Source organism: Pseudomonas sp. GW823-FHT02C05 (genome assembly GCF_058797595.1).
On the sequence record NZ_JBXAJU010000007.1, the window covers coordinates 274131 to 292561 of the forward strand.

General features: G+C 61.5%; 14 protein-coding genes. 9 read left to right on the plus strand and 5 right to left on the minus strand.

The window, feature by feature from the left end:
• Window positions 1–89: 89 nt before the first annotated feature.
• From topA to AC1RGE_RS31430, 6 genes are all read left to right on the plus strand, one after another.
• Window positions 90–2702 (plus strand): type I DNA topoisomerase, encoded by a 2613-nt coding sequence (gene topA / locus AC1RGE_RS31405; RefSeq protein ID WP_011060262.1) that lies wholly within the window; start codon window positions 90–92, stop codon window positions 2700–2702.
• Between the two features lie 164 nt (window positions 2703–2866).
• Window positions 2867–3391 carry a DUF6586 family protein gene (locus tag AC1RGE_RS31410; protein ID WP_011060263.1) on the plus strand — a complete coding sequence of 175 codons (525 nt, stop codon included), beginning with the start codon at window positions 2867–2869 and terminating at the stop codon, window positions 3389–3391.
• A 50-nt stretch (window positions 3392–3441) separates the two neighbouring features.
• On the plus strand, window positions 3442–4476 hold the full coding sequence (locus tag AC1RGE_RS31415; protein WP_011060264.1) for a hypothetical protein: 1035 nt from the start codon (window positions 3442–3444) through the stop codon (window positions 4474–4476).
• On the plus strand, window positions 4476–5492 hold the full coding sequence (locus AC1RGE_RS31420; protein ID WP_041774121.1) for a hypothetical protein: 1017 nt from the start codon (window positions 4476–4478) through the stop codon (window positions 5490–5492). Before AC1RGE_RS31415 ends, AC1RGE_RS31420 begins: the two co-directional genes overlap by 1 nt.
• Before the next feature lie 3 nt (window positions 5493–5495).
• A complete protein-coding gene (locus AC1RGE_RS31425) occupies window positions 5496–6053 on the plus strand; it encodes a LemA family protein (RefSeq protein ID WP_015634814.1) in 558 nt (185 codons plus the stop codon).
• A 158-nt stretch (window positions 6054–6211) separates the two neighbouring features.
• On the plus strand, window positions 6212–6445 hold the full coding sequence (locus AC1RGE_RS31430; RefSeq protein ID WP_011060267.1) for a hypothetical protein: 234 nt from the start codon (window positions 6212–6214) through the stop codon (window positions 6443–6445).
• Between the two features lie 106 nt (window positions 6446–6551).
• Here the strand turns inward: AC1RGE_RS31430 and sulA are convergent, their stop codons facing one another.
• Together sulA and lexA are read right to left on the minus strand one after the other, a co-directional pair.
• Window positions 6552–7025, minus strand: coding sequence for an SOS-induced cell division inhibitor SulA (gene sulA / locus AC1RGE_RS31435; protein WP_011060268.1), 474 nt, complete (start codon window positions 7023–7025; stop codon window positions 6552–6554).
• Window positions 7026–7035: 10 nt separating this feature from the next.
• Window positions 7036–7641, minus strand: coding sequence for a transcriptional repressor LexA (gene lexA, locus AC1RGE_RS31440; protein WP_011060269.1), 606 nt, complete (start codon window positions 7639–7641; stop codon window positions 7036–7038).
• Window positions 7642–7892: 251 nt separating this feature from the next.
• Here lexA and AC1RGE_RS31445 point away from each other — a divergent pair, with 251 nt between their 5' ends.
• Together AC1RGE_RS31445 and nagZ are read left to right on the plus strand one after the other, a co-directional pair.
• Complete coding sequence (locus AC1RGE_RS31445; RefSeq protein WP_011060270.1) at window positions 7893–8600, plus strand: TetR/AcrR family transcriptional regulator; 708 nt, start codon at window positions 7893–7895, stop codon at window positions 8598–8600.
• A 181-nt stretch (window positions 8601–8781) separates the two neighbouring features.
• Window positions 8782–9780 carry a beta-N-acetylhexosaminidase gene (gene nagZ, locus AC1RGE_RS31450; RefSeq protein WP_171053488.1) on the plus strand — a complete coding sequence of 333 codons (999 nt, stop codon included), beginning with the start codon at window positions 8782–8784 and terminating at the stop codon, window positions 9778–9780.
• A 54-nt stretch (window positions 9781–9834) separates the two neighbouring features.
• On the opposite strand, the gene AC1RGE_RS31455 is transcribed toward nagZ, so the two are convergent.
• From AC1RGE_RS31455 to mfd, 3 genes are read right to left on the minus strand one after another with little or no spacing between them, the layout of a single operon-like run.
• Entirely contained in the window at window positions 9835–12525 is a 2691-nt protein-coding gene (locus AC1RGE_RS31455) for a DEAD/DEAH box helicase (RefSeq protein ID WP_011060272.1), read from the minus strand.
• Between the two features lie 11 nt (window positions 12526–12536).
• Window positions 12537–13103 carry a CsiV family protein gene (locus AC1RGE_RS31460; protein WP_011060273.1) on the minus strand — a complete coding sequence of 189 codons (567 nt, stop codon included), beginning with the start codon at window positions 13101–13103 and terminating at the stop codon, window positions 12537–12539.
• A 10-nt stretch (window positions 13104–13113) separates the two neighbouring features.
• Entirely contained in the window at window positions 13114–16563 is a 3450-nt protein-coding gene (mfd, locus tag AC1RGE_RS31465; protein WP_011060274.1) for a transcription-repair coupling factor, read from the minus strand.
• A gap of 353 nt (window positions 16564–16916) precedes the next feature.
• On the opposite strand from mfd, the gene AC1RGE_RS31470 reads away from it, so the two are divergent.
• Window positions 16917–18380, plus strand: a complete 1464-nt coding sequence (locus tag AC1RGE_RS31470; protein ID WP_011060275.1) for a glyceraldehyde-3-phosphate dehydrogenase — start codon at window positions 16917–16919, stop codon at window positions 18378–18380.
• The last annotated feature ends 51 nt before the right edge of the window (window positions 18381–18431 follow it).

The window sequence follows — 18431 nt, forward strand, 5'->3', positions numbered from 1 at the left end:
TTGACCTCACCCTGTTGCCACTATATATAGCGGTGCCGCGTCAGGCGCCAACCGCCTTTCACTTCTCGAATTCAGGAATTTTCTGATCCATGGGCAAATCGCTGGTCATTGTGGAATCCCCGGCTAAGGCCAAGACCATCAACAAGTACTTGGGTAACCAATACGTGGTGAAGTCGAGTATCGGCCATATCCGAGACCTGCCCACCAGCGGTTCGGCAAGTGCCGCCAAGGAGCCAGCCGCCAAGCGTGGCAAGGCCGCTGCGGGCGAAGCCCCGGCTCTGTCGCCGAAGGAAAAGGCTCGCAAGCAGCTGGTGTCGCGCATGGGCGTCGATCCCGAGCACGGCTGGAAAGCCAAGTACGAAATCCTCCCTGGCAAGGAAAAGGTCATCGAAGAGTTGCGCCGCCTTGCCAAGGATGCCGACACCATCTATCTCGCAACGGACTTGGACCGCGAAGGGGAAGCCATTGCCTGGCACCTGCGGGAAGCCATCGGCGGTGATGACAGCCGCTACAAGCGCGTGGTGTTCAACGAAATCACCAAGAAGGCGATCCAGGAAGCCTTCTCCCAGCCGGGCGAGCTGGACATTGATCGAGTCAATGCCCAGCAGGCGCGACGCTTCCTCGACCGCGTGGTGGGCTACATGGTTTCGCCGCTGCTGTGGGCGAAGATTGCCCGGGGCCTGTCTGCCGGTCGCGTGCAGTCGGTAGCCGTGAAGCTGGTGGTGGAGCGCGAGCGTGAGATTCGTGCCTTCATCCCGGAAGAATACTGGGAAGTACACGCTGACCTGGGCACTGCCAAGGGCTCGAATGTGCGTTTTGAAGTGGCCCGTGAAAACGGCGAAGCCTTCAAACCGCTCAACGAAGCACAGGCCATGGCCGCCCTGGAGAAGCTCAAGGCCTCGGCCTACAGCGTCGCCAAGCGTGAAGACAAGCCCACCAGCAGCAAGCCATCGGCGCCGTTCATCACCTCCACCCTGCAGCAGGCTGCGAGCAATCGCCTGGGCTTCGGGGTGAAGAAGACCATGATGATGGCCCAGCGTCTGTATGAAGCCGGCTACATCACCTATATGCGTACCGACTCCACCAACCTCTCGGCCGATGCCGTGGCGATGGCGCGTACCTATATCGAAGACGAGTTCGGCAACAAGTACCTGCCGGCTTCGCCCAATGTCTACAGCAGCAAGGAAGGGGCCCAGGAGGCGCACGAGGCGATTCGTCCGTCCGATGTGAACACCCACCCAAGCAAGCTGTCGGGCATGGAACGTGACGCTGAGCGCCTCTACGAGCTGATCTGGCGCCAGTTCGTCGCCTGCCAGATGCTGCCGGCGCAATACCTGTCCACCACCGTCAGCGTCGCCGCTGGCGACTTCGAGCTGCGTGCCAAGGGCCGCATCCTCAAGTTCGACGGTTACACCCGGGTCATGCCGCAGATGGCCAAGCCGGGCGATGACGATGTGCTGCCGGAAATGGCCCAGGGCGAAGTGCTGAAGCTGATCAAGCTCGATCCGAGCCAGCACTTCACCAAGCCCCCGGCGCGTTACTCCGAAGCCAGCCTGGTGAAGGAAATGGAAAAGCGCGGCATTGGTCGTCCTTCGACCTATGCGGCAATCATTTCGACCATCCAGGATCGCGGCTATGTGACCCTGCACAACCGTCGTTTCTATTCGGAAAAGATGGGCGACATCGTCACTGAGCGCCTTTCCGAGAGCTTCTCCAACCTTATGGACTACGGCTTCACCGCCGGCATGGAAGAGAACCTCGATGACGTGGCCCAGGGCGAGCGCGACTGGAAGAACGTCCTCGACGAATTCTACGGCGACTTCAAGAAGAAGCTCGAAGTGGCCGAGGGCGCCGAAAGCGGCATGCGCGCCAACCAGCCGGTAATGACCGATATCCCATGCCAGACCTGCGGCCGGCCGATGCAGATCCGTACCGCCTCCACTGGCGTGTTCCTCGGCTGCTCGGGCTACAGCCTGCCACCCAAGGAGCGTTGCAAGGCCACCGTCAACCTGGTGCCGGGCGACGAGATCGCCGCGGATGACGAAGGCGAGTCCGAATCCCTGGTGCTGCGCGGCAAGCATCGTTGCCCGATCTGCAGTACGGCGATGGATGCCTACCTGCTGGACGAAAAGCGCAAGCTGCACATCTGCGGTAACAACCCGGATTGCGCCGGCTACGAGATCGAAGAGGGCAGCTACCGGATCAAGGGGTATGAAGGCCCGAGCCTGGAGTGTGATAAGTGCGGCAGCGAGATGCAGCTCAAGACCGGCCGTTTCGGCAAGTTCTTCGGTTGCACCAACCCGACCTGCAAGAACACTCGCAAGCTGCTGAAAAGCGGTGACGCGGCGCCGCCGAAGATGGACCCGGTGAAGATGCCCGAGCTCAAGTGCGAGAAGGTCAACGACACCTACATCCTGCGCGATGGCGCTTCGGGCCTGTTCCTGGCGGCCAGTCAGTTCCCGAAAAACCGCGAGACCCGTGCGCCGTTGGTGCTGGAACTGATCCCGCACAAGGATGAGATCGATCCCAAGTACCACTTCCTCTGCGAAGCTCCGCAGAAGGACCCGGACGGCCGCCCTGCGGTGGTGCGCTACAGCCGCAAGACCAAGGAGCAGTACGTGCAGACCGAAGTCGACGGCAAGCCGACCGGCTGGCGTGCCTTCTACGACGGCGGTAAATGGAAGGTCGAAGACAAGCGCTAAGTGCTTGGCCTGCCGAGGGCTAGCTTCTCGGTGTAGCGACCAACAGGGCCGCATGACTCCTTCAAGGGGGCATGCGGCCTTTCTTTTGCTTGCGGCAAGCTGGAGTGATCCCTGAAACTGTGCCGTCTGCATCTGGTTCTCTTTTCGCAGTGGAGGCTGCCCATATGGCCCACGAGCTCTATACCCGTACCAATCAGAAAATCTACTTTGCCGGTCTGTCGCTCGAAGCCCTGGCACGCGCTGAGGAAGGGCGGGCCATGAATGCCCAGGCGCAGGTCCAGGCGGGGCGCGAGTCGGTGCTGTTCCACCTGTACGGGGCCTTGCTGGGGCTGTGCCATGAAATTGCCGGGTTCTATCGGCTGCCGCAGGCCAATGCGGCCCGGGTCGAGCAGATCCTCAATCGCGAAGTGCTGCAGAGCATTGCCATTCCCGAGCTGGCAGAGCTGGTGGAATTGGCACACAGCCCGCAAACCTGGCTGGCGCAACTGCTGTCTGCTTACAGCGAGCTGTTTCGTCCGCCACAGGCGCCGCACAAGCCCAAGGGCGACGTAACCCAGCCACTGATTGTTGCGGTCAATCTGGATGAAGAGGAGCCCGAGCAGGCACTGAGTCGGGAAGAGCTGGAAAGCTGGCGGCAGAACCTCAAGGCCCTGGCCATTCGTTTCAGGGATGGCCTTAACGAGTGTTGATCCTGAGCGCTGCTTGATGGGTGGCGTGACTATTTGATCAAGGAAGATTCATGCTGTTCTTCTTGCGTGACCAGGCGCTGCTTCGCCTGCTGAACGATTGCCGGGTGCGAGTGGTTCGTGCCCAGTCCAATACTGACTTGTTGGAAGTGCTCGACAGGCTGGAGATATTCCCCGGCGGTCTGGAATTCGACCATGTGCAGGCAATAACGCTTCTGGTCCTGGCGTTTGCCTCCCTGGCTGTCGCGCTGCTGATGGACGGCATGGGCGGGATGTTCTGGGTGTTTCTGGCTCTGTGTTTCTTTAGCTATTACGTCAGCAAAGGGGCCTCTGGCTCCTTGACTGATCTGGCGGCAAGCATCGTGCGCAAGTGCGTAATGTTTCATCATGGCTTGAGCGAGTCCGACAGCAGTGCCGACTGGCGCCTGAAAAGGCTGAACAACGAGTTCAGCGATTACCAGCGGGGTAATGAGCGACGTCATATCCAGGACTCGCTCCTGGGTGTCTACCAGGGGGCTCGCCAGTCCTTGGCGTTCGAGTATCACCATCTGCAGTACGTCAATTCCAGGCAAGAGCGTGGTGCCGGCGGCAGCTATCGCACTGTCTACGACACGTACAACCGCTACAGCCTGGTGCTGGATTTCCCGTGGGTGACAGAGATTACGGTTCGCTCCAGTCCCCTGGAAGTGTCATTGGCGGGGCAGCCGTTCAAGACCGGTCGCGACGATTTCGACCAGGTCTTTGTACTGCGCGGTAATGATCAGGCCTGTTGCGAACACTTCGCCAGGCCAGCAATCCTGGACCTCCTGATGGAGCTTTCACGCCATCTTTACCGGGTCAATCTGGAATTTTCCAGTCAAGGGCGGCTCTGTCTGAGCTTTGATAATGCGGACATCATTGCCCATGCCGATCCGGGCTCGCTGAGTGACCTGGCGGTCTTTCGCGAGCGGATCAAGGCGGGTATCGAGTTGCCGAAGCTGTATTCACTGCTGGAGCTGGTGCATCGGTTGGCGCAGTTGCATGACAGCCATGCTCTTGCTGCTGTTCCAGATGTTCCTGAGGCTGGCAACTTGATCAAGGAAATGTAATGCAGTTTCTCAAGCACGATGCCGAGTTGGTGAAGTTGTTGGCCACTAGCAATGCAGAGGTGGCTCGAGCCAGGAGCAACGAGGATCTATTGAGGGTCATCGCCAGGCTCCAGTCCTTCAGGGGAGGGTTGGAGTTCGATCATGCCCAGTCCTGGCTGCTGTTGATGCTGGCTATTGTGTCGGCGATCCCGGCCATGGCGGGTGTGGAGCTGATGTGGTTTGCGACGGCCTGCCTGGGTTTTGCCACCTTGTATACCTGGATGGGTCGTAAAGCCGTGTTAGACGAGTTGCCGCAGAAAATAGCCCGTAAGTGTTCATTCCTCAGTAACGGCCTTTGGGACCCGGGCGGAACCGCCGATGAGCGTTTCACGCAACTGAGCAGTGAGTTCGACGACTATGATCGCGGTAATGACAGCCGCCGTATCGAGGCTTCAGCCAGGGGGACCTACCAGGGCCCGCGGCATCAGTTGTCCTTTGTCTTCCACCATCTGCGTTACGTGAACTCCCACTACAAACGCAAATCCGATGGCGAGAGCGAGCGGGTCTATGAGAGTTTCGATCGCTTCAGCCTGGTGGTGGACTTTCCTTGGGTCAGAGGGGTGATGGTGCGCAGTGATCTGCCAAATACCAAGAGCAAGAAGCGCAAAGTCTTTGAGACCACTTCCGATGACTTCAACAGAAGCTTCAGTTTCTCCGGTGATAGTGAGCTGGCTTGCGCGAAGTTCGCAACGCCCACCACCCTGGCTTTCTTGCTGGAACTTCGTCGGCGGCTGAAAAAGGTGAATCTGGAATTCTCCAGCGAGGGCCATTTATGTCTGAGCTTCGATGATGCCGAGGTCATGGCCTACAAGGATCCGGGCACGTTTGACGATCTGCCGAGCTTCTACGCCAATATCGAGCAGGGCCTGCCGTTGCCTAACCTGTTTCCGGTGCTGGCCCTGGTGCATGAGTTGGCGGAGCTGCACGACAACAATTTCGATCTTCCGCTGAAGGTCACTGATGAAATGGAGCAGTAGAGTATGGAGTTGTTGCTGGTCATCGCGATTGCCTTGGGCGTTCTTGCCTATGTGCACTACAACAAGATTGTCGGTGCGCATAACCGTGCCCAGCGGGCCTGGTCGGATGTGCTGACCTACCAGCGCCAGAGGATCAAGGTGCTGGACATGCTGGAGCCGCAAGTGGCTGGCTTCCAGGCCTACGAAAGCCAGTTGCTGGAAAAGATCGTTGGGCTGCGTAGTGCCATTGGTAGCTTGCCATCCGCAGCCGACGGTGATGCGCTCAAGTCGGTAGACCAGGGCACCAAGGCTTTGCTGGGCGGCTTGAATCTTGCGTTTGAGGCCTACCCCGACCTCAAGTCCGTCGAGTTGTTGAGTAACCTGATGCGCGAGGTTGCCGAGCAGGAAGGCAATATCGGTGGGGCGATTACCCTGTTCAACCTGAATGTGGAGCACTTCAACAACTCCATTCAGATGTTTCCCGGCTCCCTGGTCAATCGGTTAGCCCTGAAGAAGTCGCTGATCACGCCGTTTTCCGACAGCCAGGCCTCGGCAGGTTTTGAATACAAGCCGAATTTCTGAAGGGGGCTGGCGCGGGCTTGGGGGCGGTGTGGCTAGGTGTTGATTGCAAGGATCGGGAAGTAATTCCTGGTGAGGGGTAACGACCCCCTTGCAAGATCCTGAGCGGGGCGGGGGTGATGACTGATATAATCCCGCCCTTTCGTGGAGACCAGACCTTTATGCCAACGTCCTTTCTAGAAATTGTCGAGTTGCCAGACGGCCGTATCGAGCTGCGCAGAGCTGAGGACGAGGGTTCTCTGGTTACTTTGGATTTCTCCGAGGATGCCAAAGCCTTTCTGCAAGGTCAGCACGTGGAAGTGGCCAAGGCCATGTTGAGCGTCGGCGTACAGATGGCCGGTCGACTGGTTGAAGGTGAAATTGACAAGGAAGATGGCCCGCGGGTTCTGCACTAAGCCCGTCTATCGGGTTTCTCCGGTCATCCGTCGCATTTGTTCCGGCTTCTCAATCCTGGAGAAGCCTTGTGTCATTCAAGCGTAAATCCCACGCTTTCCCGGTGTTTCATCCCAGGCGAATATTCAGGCTCTGCGCATCGCCAGTACGTGCGGCGCTGATCAGCTGTTGCCGGGCGCTGGCGCTCAACGGGTTCAACCAGCTGACTACGGTATGACTGCGACCCAGGCGCAGGGCCTCGCAGGCGAGCTGTTGCGGGCTCTGATTACCCCGGGGGTGCAGCAGCAGGATCCCCTCGCGATTCAGGCCGGCGTCCCGTAGCCAGCTTTGGGTCAGGCTGGAGGGCGGGGCGATCAGTGTCAGCCAGCGCGCGTCCTGGTCCTGGCTGAGCTCCCGAAGGATCGGTGCCAATAGGTTCAGGCAGTTCCCGGCGGCGCCGCGTAACGACAGCTCGCTGAAGGCTTCTGGATCTTTGTTCCAGGGCGATTCGACCACTTCCTTGAGGGCGGGCGCCAATGGCTGGGCCAGGAACGCCTCGAACAGTGGCAGTTGTGCTTGCTGTGGTGTGTGGGGGAACTGCATGGAGCCTCCTTTAGCGGCGAATGACGCCGACACTCAAGCCTTCGATCACCAGATCCTGATCTTTCAGGTTGACTTCGATGGGGGCGAATTCAGGGTTCTCGGCAATCAGCCAGACCTTGCTGCCTTCGCGCTTGAAGCGCTTGACCGTGACCTCATCACCGATGCGCGCCACCACGACCTGGCCATTGCGGGCCTCGCGAGTGGTGTGTACCGCCAACAGGTCGCCGTCGAAGATGCCGATGTCCTTCATGCTCATGCCATGGACGCGAAGCAGGTAGTCGGCGCGAGGGTGGAAGAAGGTCGGGTTGATATTGCAGGACTCTTCGATGTGCTGCTGGGCCAGGATCGGTGCACCGGCGGCGACACGGCCAATGATCGGCAGGGTATCGTCGGCCTTGGCTTCGAAGCCGGGAATGCGGATTCCGCGGGAGGCACCCGGGGTCATCTCGATGGCGCCTTTGCGGGCCAGGGCCTTGAGGTGTTCCTCAGCGGCGTTGGGCGATTTGAATCCCAGTTCCTGGGCAATTTCCGCACGGGTGGGCGGGTAGCCGTTGTCTTCGAGGCAGCGTTTGATAAAAGCCAGAATCTCAGCTTGGCGTGGCGTCAGTTTTAGCATGTCGATCGCTCTGTCTTTTTATACAGTGACTGGGATTATATACAGTGAACGTCGCTTGGCAATCCTCCTTTTGCCTGTGGCGGCCGAGCGGTTGTCATCCGGGGGCCGCAATCCTGCGCCGAAGGCTGGCTACAGTGGCCGGCAGGTGTGATTAAATAGCGCGCCGGACGGCTTGCGCAGAGGCCGGCAGGCTTGACATTGCAAAGCCTGAAACGTATGTTTCAAACAAGTGTTTGTCAGGCGGAGTAGCCATGGCCCAGTCGGAAACCGTTGAACGCATTCTCGATGCTGCCGAGCAGTTGTTCGCGGAAAAAGGTTTTGCCGAAACCTCATTGCGGCTGATCACCAGCAAGGCCGGGGTCAACCTGGCAGCGGTCAACTATCATTTCGGGTCCAAGAAGGCCTTGATCCAGGCGGTATTCTCGCGTTTCCTCGGCCCGTTCTGCATCAGTCTCGATCGTGAGCTTGAGCGCCGTCAGTCCAGGCCGGAGAACAAGCCGAGCCTGGAAGAGCTGCTGGAAATCCTCGTCGAGCAGGCCCTGGTAGTGCAGCCGCGCAGCGGTAACGACCTGTCGATCTTCATGCGTCTGCTGGGGCTGGCGTTCAGCCAGAGCCAGGGGCACTTGCGGCGTTATCTGGAGGACATGTACGGCAAGGTGTTCCGCCGCTACATGCTGCTGGTCAACGAAGCGGCGCCGCGTATTCCGCCCATCGAGCTGTTCTGGCGCGTGCACTTCATGCTCGGCGCTGCCGCGTTCAGCATGTCCGGGATCAAGGCGCTGCGGGCTATCGCCGAAACCGATTTCGGGGTCAATACCTCCATCGAGCAGGTGATGCGCCTGATGGTGCCGTTCCTCGCCGCCGGCATGCGTGCCGAAACCGGCGTCACCGACGAAGCCATGGCCAGCGCCCAGCTCAAGCCGCGCAGCAAATCGGCCCCGGCAGCCGCCAAGGCCTGACCCACGGGTGGGCGCGACAGCTTACATCCGCTAAGCTAGCCGCCCATGCCGATTCTCGTTCTATATCCCGTGCCTTCCCTGCGCCGATGCTGCTCGGCCCGGCTGCATCCATGCGGATGCGGCTCGATCAGCGTTGCCTGGAAGCCATCGTAGTGCTTAAGGAATTTCTATGACTGCTGGCCTGCAAGGCTCTTTGATGGTGGACGTCGCCGGTACCTGGCTGACGGCCGAAGATCGCCAACTCCTGCGCCAGCCGCAGGTCGGTGGGTTGATCATCTTTGCCCGCAATATCGAACATCCGCGCCAGGTACGGGAGCTGTGCGCGGCGATTCGCGCGATTCGCCCGGACCTGTTGTTGGCCGTGGACCAGGAGGGCGGCCGGGTGCAGCGTCTGCGCCAGGGCTTTGTGCGCCTGCCGGCCATGCGTGCCCTGGCCGACAATCCGAATGCCGAGTACCTGGCCGAGCAGTGTGGCTGGGTCATGGCCACCGAGGTCCTGGCGGTGGGGCTGGACCTGAGCTTCGCCCCGGTACTGGACCTCGATCACCAGCGCAGCGCGGTGGTGGGCAGCCGGGCTTTCGAGGGCGACCCCGAGCAGGCGGCGTTGCTCGCCGGTGCGTTTATCCGCGGTATGAACAGCGCCGGCATGGCCGCTACCGGCAAGCACTTTCCCGGGCACGGCTGGGCCGAGGCCGACTCTCATGTGGCGATCCCCAATGACGAGCGCAGTCTGGATGAAATCCGTGCCAAGGACCTACTGCCCTTTGCTCGTCTGAGCAAGCGGTTGGCGGCAGTGATGCCTGCGCACGTCATCTATCCGCAAGTCGACCCTCAACCGGCCGGCTTCTCGCGCTACTGGTTGCAGGACATCCTGCGTGGCGAGCTGCAATTTGACGGGGTGATCTTCAGCGATGACCTGTCCATGGCCGGCGCCCATGTCGTCGGGGACGCGGCAAGCCGGATCGAAGCGGCGCTGACCGCCGGTTGCGACATGGGGCTGGTATGCAATGACCGTGCTGCCGCCGAGCTGGCCCTGAGTGCCGTGCAGCGCCTCAAGGTGCAGCCTTCGCCACGCATCGCGCGGATGCGTGGCCAGGCCTTCGCCAATATCGAGTACAAGCAGGATCCGCGTTGGTTGGCGGCGCTGGGTGCCCTCAAGGATGCCCAGTTGATCGACTGACGACTTCGCAAGGGGGCTCCGGGCAATTCTGGATGCCCCCGCACGTGGCCGGTCTCAGCGGCCGCCCTTGTTGTCCGGCAGTGGGGCGAACAAGGCTTCGATGTCGTCGCTCTGCAGCTTCCAGTCACCGGCCTTGCGCCCATCAAGCACGCCTGCCGCCAGGTCCGATTTTTCCTGCTGCAGGTGCTGGATCTTTTCTTCCACCGTACCTCGGGCAATCAGCTTGTAGACGAACACGGGCTTTTCCTGGCCGATGCGATAGGCGCGGTCGGTAGCCTGGCTCTCGGTGGCCGGGTTCCACCACGGGTCGTAGTGAATCACCGTATCGGCTTCGGTCAGGTTGAGGCCGACACCGCCGGCCTTGAGGCTGATCAGGAAAATCTGCAGCTTGCCGCTCTGGAAGTCCCGTACCGGAGTGCGCCGGTCCCGGGTCTGGCCGGTGAGCAAGGCGTAGGCGATGTTGCGCCGTTTCAGCTCGGCCTCGATCAGGCTCAGCATCGAAGTGAACTGCGAGAACAGCAGAATCCGCCGGCCCTCTTCGAACAGTTCTTCAAGCATTTCCATCAGGCTGTCGAGCTTGCCTGAGGAGCTGCCCCGTGTGGGTGGCGAGTCGTTGACCAGGCGCAGGTCGCAACACACCTGGCGCAGTTTGAGCAGGGCTTCAAGAATGATGATCTGGCTGCGCGCCACACCTTTGCGGGTGATTTCGTCGCGCACTTTCTTGTCCATGGCCAGGCGCATGGTTTCGTAGACATCACGCTGCGCCTCGTTGAGCTCGACCCAGTGGATGATCTCGGTCTTGGGCGGCAGTTCGGTGGCCACTTGCTCCTTGGTACGGCGCAGCAGGAAGGGCTTGATCCGGCCGTTGAGGTGCTGCAGGCGCACCTCGCTGGCGTGCTTTTCAATCGGTACCCGGTAGTCACGGTTGAAGCTCTTGGCATCGCCGAGCCAGCCCGGCAAGAGGAAGTGGAACAGCGACCAGAGCTCCCCCAGATGGTTTTCCAACGGCGTGCCGGACAGGCACAGGCGCTGCCGGGCATTGAGTTCCCGAGCGGCCTGGGCGGCCTTGCTCGACGGATTCTTGATGTACTGCGCCTCATCGAGGATCAGCACATGCAGGGGCTGGGCCGCCAGCAGTTCGATGTCCTTGGGCAGCAGCGCATAGGTGGTCAGCAGCAAGTCATGGTCGCCCAGCTGGGCGAAGTGTTTCTTGCGCCCGGCGCCATACAGCGCCAGTACCTTGAGCTGCGGGGTGAAGTGCGCGGCCTCGTCCAGCCAGTTGGGAATCAGGCTGGTGGGCATTACCACCATGCAGGGGCGGTCCAGGCGCCCGGCGTTCTTCTCGCTGAGTATGTGCGCCAGGGTTTGCAGGGTCTTGCCCAGGCCCATGTCGTCGGCCAGGATGCCGCCCACTTCCAGCTGGCGCAGTGACTGCATCCAGCTCAGGCCTTCGAGCTGATAGGGGCGCAGGGTGGCATTCAGGCCCTGGGGCGCCGGTGCCGAGTAGTCGCGGATGTCCCGCAGGCGCTGGGCGAAGGTGCGAATGTGTTCGCCGCCTTCCCATAGCAGTGGCAGGTCCTGCAACGGGTTGAGGCGGGTGGCGTCGGCGCTGCTCAAGCGCAGGGTGGTATCGCCGGGTTCTTGCAGATAGAACTCGCCCAGGGTTGCCAGTACCGGCTTCAGGCGGCCATAGGGCAGTGCCACTTGCAGCGGGCCATGCAGGGAGTTGGGCCGATTGGGAATGTTCACCAGGATCAGCTCGTCGTCGCGGCGCTTGGCCAGGCGCTCCGGATTGAGGATCTCGGTGTGCGAGCGCATCAGGTTGAGCAAAATCGGCAGCAGGCTCAAGCGCTCGCCGTTGACGATGATCCCCAGTTCCAGGTCGAACCAGTCGCGGCCCGGGGCCTCGTCGACACTGGCGTACCAGTCGTCCACCGCCGTCAGGTCGAAGCCGAAGCCCTCGTCGATCTGCAGCTCCCAGCCCTGGCTGCGCAGCTTGGGCAGTTCGTTGAGGGTGAAGGTCAGCCAGGCGCTGTCGTTGACCATCTCGAACAGCTCGCCGGCGCTTTCCGGCAGTGCCTTGCTCTGCCGGGTGGCGATCTTGAAGCCCAGGCCTCGCAATTGCTCGCGCCAGCCCTGTTCCAGCTCGGGCTGGCGCTTGATGCGCAGGCTCTGGTGTTCCTGGCGGATGATCACATCGGTGTTCTTCTGCCCGCTGGCGTATTCGCCCCTGTAGTTGAACGACAGTGCGGCGCGGTGCTGGATGTAGCGCTGCATCTTGCCGTTGCGCGGTTCGAAGGCGCTGAACTCGATGCTTGCCAGCCACAGCCGCGGCACCGGGTGCACATCCTCCAGCAGTACCTGGGGCGGGGCAGCGGGGCGACGGCTGTCGAGGACTGCGGAGAGCTTTTCCAGCAGTTCTGCGTCCTGGGCTGCCGCCGGGTAGGCCAGGGTTTCCTCCACTTGTAGCAGCACCGCAGCGATGTGCTTGCAGTTGCTGCGTACTGGGCAGGTGCAGTGGGCGTCGATCAGCAGCAGGTTGCCCTTGCTCGATTCGCGCAGGGTGATGGTCTGCCGGTACATAGTGCCACCGGAGCCTTCGCAACTGGCGGTGATAGCGCTGTCTCCGGCCGTGGCGATGCGCACGCGTTTTTCCAGGGCGTAGCGCCGGCCACGCTCCAAGGCTTGTTCCTTGAAGCGGTTGACCCAGGAGGGGGCCAGGGGTTTGGTCAGGGGCGGGGTCATAGGGACTTCGATCAGTCCGGAATTTCAGTTGGAGCGGGGCGCGGTGCCGGTGCGGTCAGCGAGGTGATCTTGATCAGCAGCGCCAGGTGGCCGTTGTCCAGGTAGTTGAGCTGGCCATTCTTGGTATGGCTCTGCTGTTTCAGGCGCTCGCTGCTGGTGACCAGGCCGTTGCTGTCGATCTGGTTGACCCAGAAGTCCGCGTCCACATCGGTGAAGCGCCCTAGCTTAAGGCTCAGGGTGCCTTCGATGGGGAACTGGCCGAACTGTTCCGGGCCATCGCTGAGGGCAACCTTTACCGGGGTTTCCCCCAGGGTCTGTTGCCAGGCCTTGTGCAACAGCACGCTGTAGCTGCCGCTGGCGCCGAGCTTTTCCACGATGCTGCCCAGGGCTGGGGTACGCAGGCTGTCCGGGCTCAGCCGTTGAGCGCCGGCGGCCCAGTCTTCGGGGGCTGCACGGCTGACGATCAGCGGCTCGGCGTTCTGCCGTACGAGGATCATTTCCACCTGGTACAGGTCATCGGCAAAGGCCGTTGGCGCGACCAGGGCCACGAGCAGGGTCAGGGAGCGGAACAGGCGCATGGGGCGTCCTTCAAGCAGATTTCGGGGTGAGGCGCTCAAACAGTGCCTCCAATGTATTAAAGCGCTCTTCCGGGCGCTCCATCGGCACCATGAACTTGAACAGGGTTGCGCCTTCGAATTTGTAGCGTTTGGGCTGGCCCTGGATCAGTTTGATCAAGGCCAGTGGGTCCACTGGTGTATCTGCGGCGAACTCGATGCGGCCGCCTTGTGGGCCGCCGTCGACCTTCTTGATCCCCAGTTGCTCGGCCTGGAGTTTGAGCAGGGTCAGGCGGATCAGGTTCTTGGTCGGCTCCGGCAGCAGGCCGAAGCGGTCGATCATCTCCACTTGCAGGTCCTTCAGGCCGTCCTCGTCGGTGGCGGAAGCGATGCGCTTGTAGAGGATCAGGCGCGCGTGCACGTCCGGCAGGTAGTCCTCGGGAATCAGTGCCGGCAAGCGCAGGTTGATTTCCGGGCCGCCACCCAGTGGCTGGTCGAGGTTCGGTTGTTCGCCCTTGCGGATGGCCTTCACCGCGCGCTCGAGCATTTCCATGTAGAGGGTGAAGCCCACGGCCTGGATCTGCCCGCTCTGGCCGTCGCCCAGCAGTTCGCCAGCGCCACGGATCTCCAGGTCGTTGGTGGCCAGGACGAAGCCGGCTCCCAGGTCCTGGGTGTTGGCGATGGCCTCCAGGCGTTTTTCCGCGTCCGGGGTGATCTGCTGGCGCGGTGGCGTCAAGAGGTATGCGTAGGCCTGGTGGTGGCTGCGCCCGACCCGACCGCGCAACTGGTGCAACTGGGCCAGGCCGAACTTGTCGGCGCGCTCGATGATGATGGTGTTGGCGCTGGGCACGTCGATGCCGGTCTCGATGATGGTCGAGGCGATCAGCACGTTGAAGCGCTTGTGATAGAAGTCGCTCATCACTTGTTCGAGTTCGCGTTCGCGCATCTGCCCGTGGCCGATGCCGATCCGCGCCTCGGGTACCAGTTCGGCCAGGTCGGCGGCGCATTTCTCGATGGTCTTCACGTCGTTGTGCAGGTAGTACACCTGGCCGCCACGCAGCAGTTCTCGCAACAGGGCCTCTTTGACCGTGCTCTTGTTCTGCTCCATGACAAAGGTGCGCACCGACAGGCGTCGCGCCGGCGGGGTAGCGATGATCGACAGATCGCGCATGCCCGAGACGGCCATGTTCAGGGTCCGCGGGATCGGCGTGGCGGTCAGGGTCAGGATGTCGACTTCGCTGCGCAGTGCCTTGAGCTGCTCTTTCTGGCGGACACCGAAACGGTGTTCTTCGTCGATGATCACCAGCCCCAGGTTCTTGATCTTCACATCGTCCTGCAACAGCTTGTGGGTGCCGATGACGATGTCGATCTTGCCTTCGGCGAGGTCGGCTACCGCAGCATTCACTTCCTTGGTGGACTTGAAGCGGCTCATCACTTCCACGGTCACCGGCCAGTCGGCGAAGCGGTCGCGGAAGCTGTTGTAGTGCTGCTGGGCGAGCAGGGTGGTGGGCACCAGGATCGCCACTTGCTTGCCGCCGTGGACCGCGATGAAGGCCGCGCGCATGGCCACTTCGGTCTTGCCGAAGCCCACGTCGCCGCATACCAGGCGGTCCATGGGCTTGCCCGACAGCATGTCCTCGCGCACCGCTTCGATGGTGCTCTGCTGGTCCGGGGTTTCCTCGAAGGGGAAGCCGGCACTGAAGGTGGCGTAGTCGGCCTTCGGGTCAGCAAAGGCATAGCCTTCGCGGGCGGCGCGGCGGGCATAGATGTCCAGCAGTTCGGCAGCCACATCGCGCACCTGTTCGGCGGCCTTGCGCTTGGCCTTCTGCCAGGCTTCCGAGCCCAGGCGATGCAGGGGCGCGAGGGCGTCGTCGCTGCCGGTGTAGCGGGCGATCAGGTGCAGGTTGGCCACGGGCACATAAAGCTTGGCCCCCTCGGCGTATTCCAGGGTCAGGAACTCGGCGGCCTGGTTGTCGATTTCCAGGGTCGCCAGGCCCAGGTAGCGACCGACACCATGGTCGATATGCACCACCGGCGCACCTTCACGCAGCTCGGTGAGGTTCTTGATCACCGCGTCGTTGTTGGCATCGGCGCGCTTTTCCCGGCGCCGACGCTGCATTACTCGCTGGCCGAACAATGGGCTTTCGGCCACCAGGGCCAGGGCCGGATCGTCCAGCACCAGGCCTTCGTCCAACGGGGCGATGGTGATTGCCAGGCGTTCCTTGCTGGCGACGAAGTCCGGCCAGCTGTCGACGGTCTTGGGCCGCAGCTTGAGGCGCTCCAGCAGCTCCAGCAGCACTTCCCGGCGGCCGGCGGATTCGGCGGTGAACAGCACTCGCCCGGGGAACTCGTCGAGAAAGCCCGAAAGTGCTGCCAGCGGCTGGTTGGCCTTGGCTTCGATGGCCAGGTTCGGCAGCTCGTGGGCCGGGAAGCGTTCGCGGCCGACACCGGTTTCGATGTCCTGCTGGCTGGCCACCACTCGCGGCCAGTTCTTCAGCCGGGCGAAGCAGTCTTCCACTGGCAGGAACAGTTCGGCCGGGGGCAGGAGCGGGCGCGAAGGGTCGACGCGGCGCTCTTCATAGCGGTTGCGTACATCGTTCCAGAAGTTTTCCGCGGCCTGTTCGATGCCCGGCAGGGAAAACACCTGGGTGTCCTGGGGCAGGTAGTCGAACAGGGTCGAGGTCTCTTCGAAGAACAGCGGCAGGTAGTACTCGATACCGGCCGGGGTAATCCCGCTGCTCAGGTCCTGGAAGATCGGGCAGCGGCGGAAGTCCACATCGAAGCGTTCGCGAAAGCGCGCCTTGAAGCGGGTCACCGCTTCTTTCTGCAGCGGGAACTCCTTGGCCGGCAGCAGGCGCACCGAGTCGACCTTGTCGATGGAGCGCTGGTTCTCCGGATCGAAGGTGCGCAGGGTCTCGATTTCGTCGTCGAACAGGTCGATGCGATAGGGCAGCTTGCTGCCCATGGGAAACAGATCGATCAGTGCGCCGCGCACGGTGAATTCGCCGTGTTCGTAGACGGTGTCCACGTAGCGGTAACCACTGGCTTCCAGGCGGGTGCGCATCTGTTCCACATCGAGCTTCTGGCCGACGTCCAGCACCAGGCTGCTGCCCAGCAGGAACTGGGTGGGCGCCAGGCGGTGCAGGGCAGTGGTGATCGGCACCACCAGCACGCCATGCTCCAGCTCCGGCAGCCGATAGAGGCTGGCGATGCGCTGGGAAATGATGTCCTGGTGCGGCGAGAACAGGTCGTAGGGCAGGGTTTCCCAGTCAGGAAAATGCAGCACCGGCAGATCCGGGGCGAAGAAGCTCAGCTCCTGTTCCAGCCGGTCAGCGCTTTGGCTGTCGGCAGTCAGCAGGAGGGTGAAGCGCTTGGCAGCGCTGGCGGCTTCGGCGATGGCCAGGCTCAGGGCGGCACCGGGCAAGTTGCCCCAATGCTGTTTGCCGGCGGCGGCAGGGAGTAGCGGTAGACGCAGGACGGGCACGGACGGTCAAGCTCCAAGCGTTGCGACAAAGTCGGTAATTGTAACGGCCCCGGGCAGCCACTGTCAGTGGCTGATGCGTCTAATACGCTGGTTGGGGCAAATGTAGTGGCTATGACAACAAAATGCGCTTCTTGACCTGAAATGTAGTGCCGATTGTGGCTGGTGTTACGGAGGGTTACAGACAGGCTGGTGTGATGTCCAAAAAATTGACGCTGCTGGAAGCCGCGGTTTTACTGGTCTCCAGCACAGTGGTGTTTTTTTGCAAGGGCTTTTTGTTACGTTCCGCACGACAGGCGCGCATTGCTACGACAGGAACTGGGCGGCATAATGTAGCCCCTTTTTTCTGCCCCTACATGTGGAAGGTTCCCGTGACTCAGAAGCCCGACCAGTGTCTTGGTGAATGGATCGACCGTGAAGCACTCGCAGAAGCGATGATTCCGCTTATCGGTCAGCTCTACCGCAATAACAACGTGGTGAGCTCGATCTATGGCCGCAGCCTGATCAACCAGTCTGTCATCGCGATTCTCAAAGCTCACCGCTTTGCTCGCCACCGTTCCTCCGACGATAGCGAACTCTCCGTCCACGAAACATTCCCTCTGCTTAAAGCCATGAGCGAGCTCAAGCTCGGCGCGGCATCGGTAGACCTGGGCAAGTTGGCGTTCAAATTCCGTAACGAAGGCAATGGCCGCAGCGCCGAGCAGTTCGTTCGCGAAGAAATGGCTGATGTGGTTGGCCAGCAAAATGCTTCGGCCCGCAAAGGCACTGACGTAGTCCTGTACGGCTTCGGTCGTATCGGCCGTCTGCTGGCGCGCATCCTGATCGAGAAAACCGGTGGTGGCGACGGCCTGCGTCTGCGCGCCATCGTGGTGCGCAAGGGCGCCGAAAACGACCTGACCAAACGCGCCAGCCTGCTGCGTCGCGACTCGGTGCACGGTTCGTTCAACGGCACCATCACCATCGACGAAGAAAACAACACCATCACCGCCAACGGTAACCTGATCCAGGTCATCTACGCGAAGAACCCGACCGAGGTGGACTACACCCAGTACGGCATCAAGGACGCTCTGCTGGTGGACAACACCGGTGTATGGCGTGACGCCGACGGTCTGGGCCAGCACCTGGCCTGCCCGGGTATCGATCGCGTTGTTCTGACCGCGCCAGGCAAAGGCAAGCTGAAGAACATCGTTCACGGTATCAACCACAACGAAATCACCGCTGACGACAAGATCGTGTCCGCCGCTTCCTGCACCACCAACGCCATCGTGCCGGTGCTGAAGGCTGTGAATGACAAGTTCGGCATCATCAACGGTCACGTCGAAACCGTTCACTCGTACACCAACGACCAGAACCTGATCGACAACTTCCACAAGGGCGATCGCCGTGGCCGTAGCGCCGCGCTGAACATGGTGATCACCGAGACCGGTGCTGCTACTGCTGCTGCCAAGGCCCTGCCTGAGCTGGCCGGCAAGCTGACCGGTAACGCGATCCGCGTTCCGACGCCAAACGTGTCGATGGCCATTCTCAACCTGAACCTCGAGAAAGCCGCCACCCGTGAAGAGATGAACGAGTACCTGCGCTACATGGCGCTGCACTCCGACCTGCACAAGCAGATCGACTTCGTCAACTCGCAGGAAGTGGTGTCCACCGACTTCGTGGGCTCGCGTCACGCCGGTGTGGTCGACGCTGAAGCGACCATCGTTCAGGACAACCGCGTTGTTCTGTACGTCTGGTACGACAACGAGTTCGGTTACAGCTGCCAGGTAGTGCGCGTGATGGAAGACATGGCCGGGGTCAACCCGCCAGCGTTCCCACGCTAAGCGACTGCTGAAATGAAAACGCCCCGACTTGTCGGGGCGTTTTTGTTTGTG

What these genes read in the sequence shown, in the direction of transcription:
- topA (WP_011060262.1), top strand. Translation starts at nt 90, where the DNA reads ATGGGCAAATCGCTGGTCATTGTGGAATCCCCGGCTAAGGCCAAGACC.
- AC1RGE_RS31410 (WP_011060263.1), top strand. Translation starts at nt 2,867, where the DNA reads ATGGCCCACGAGCTCTATACCCGTACCAATCAGAAAATCTACTTTGCC.
- AC1RGE_RS31415 (WP_011060264.1), top strand. Translation starts at nt 3,442, where the DNA reads ATGCTGTTCTTCTTGCGTGACCAGGCGCTGCTTCGCCTGCTGAACGAT.
- AC1RGE_RS31420 (WP_041774121.1), top strand. Translation starts at nt 4,476, where the DNA reads ATGCAGTTTCTCAAGCACGATGCCGAGTTGGTGAAGTTGTTGGCCACT.
- AC1RGE_RS31425 (WP_015634814.1), top strand. Translation starts at nt 5,496, where the DNA reads ATGGAGTTGTTGCTGGTCATCGCGATTGCCTTGGGCGTTCTTGCCTAT.
- AC1RGE_RS31430 (WP_011060267.1), top strand. Translation starts at nt 6,212, where the DNA reads ATGCCAACGTCCTTTCTAGAAATTGTCGAGTTGCCAGACGGCCGTATC.
- sulA (WP_011060268.1), bottom strand. Translation starts at nt 7,025, where the DNA reads ATGCAGTTCCCCCACACACCACAGCAAGCACAACTGCCACTGTTCGAG.
- lexA (WP_011060269.1), bottom strand. Translation starts at nt 7,641, where the DNA reads ATGCTAAAACTGACGCCACGCCAAGCTGAGATTCTGGCTTTTATCAAA.
- AC1RGE_RS31445 (WP_011060270.1), top strand. Translation starts at nt 7,893, where the DNA reads ATGGCCCAGTCGGAAACCGTTGAACGCATTCTCGATGCTGCCGAGCAG.
- AC1RGE_RS31455 (WP_011060272.1), bottom strand. Translation starts at nt 12,525, where the DNA reads ATGACCCCGCCCCTGACCAAACCCCTGGCCCCCTCCTGGGTCAACCGC.
- AC1RGE_RS31460 (WP_011060273.1), bottom strand. Translation starts at nt 13,103, where the DNA reads ATGCGCCTGTTCCGCTCCCTGACCCTGCTCGTGGCCCTGGTCGCGCCA.
- AC1RGE_RS31470 (WP_011060275.1), top strand. Translation starts at nt 16,917, where the DNA reads ATGTGGAAGGTTCCCGTGACTCAGAAGCCCGACCAGTGTCTTGGTGAA.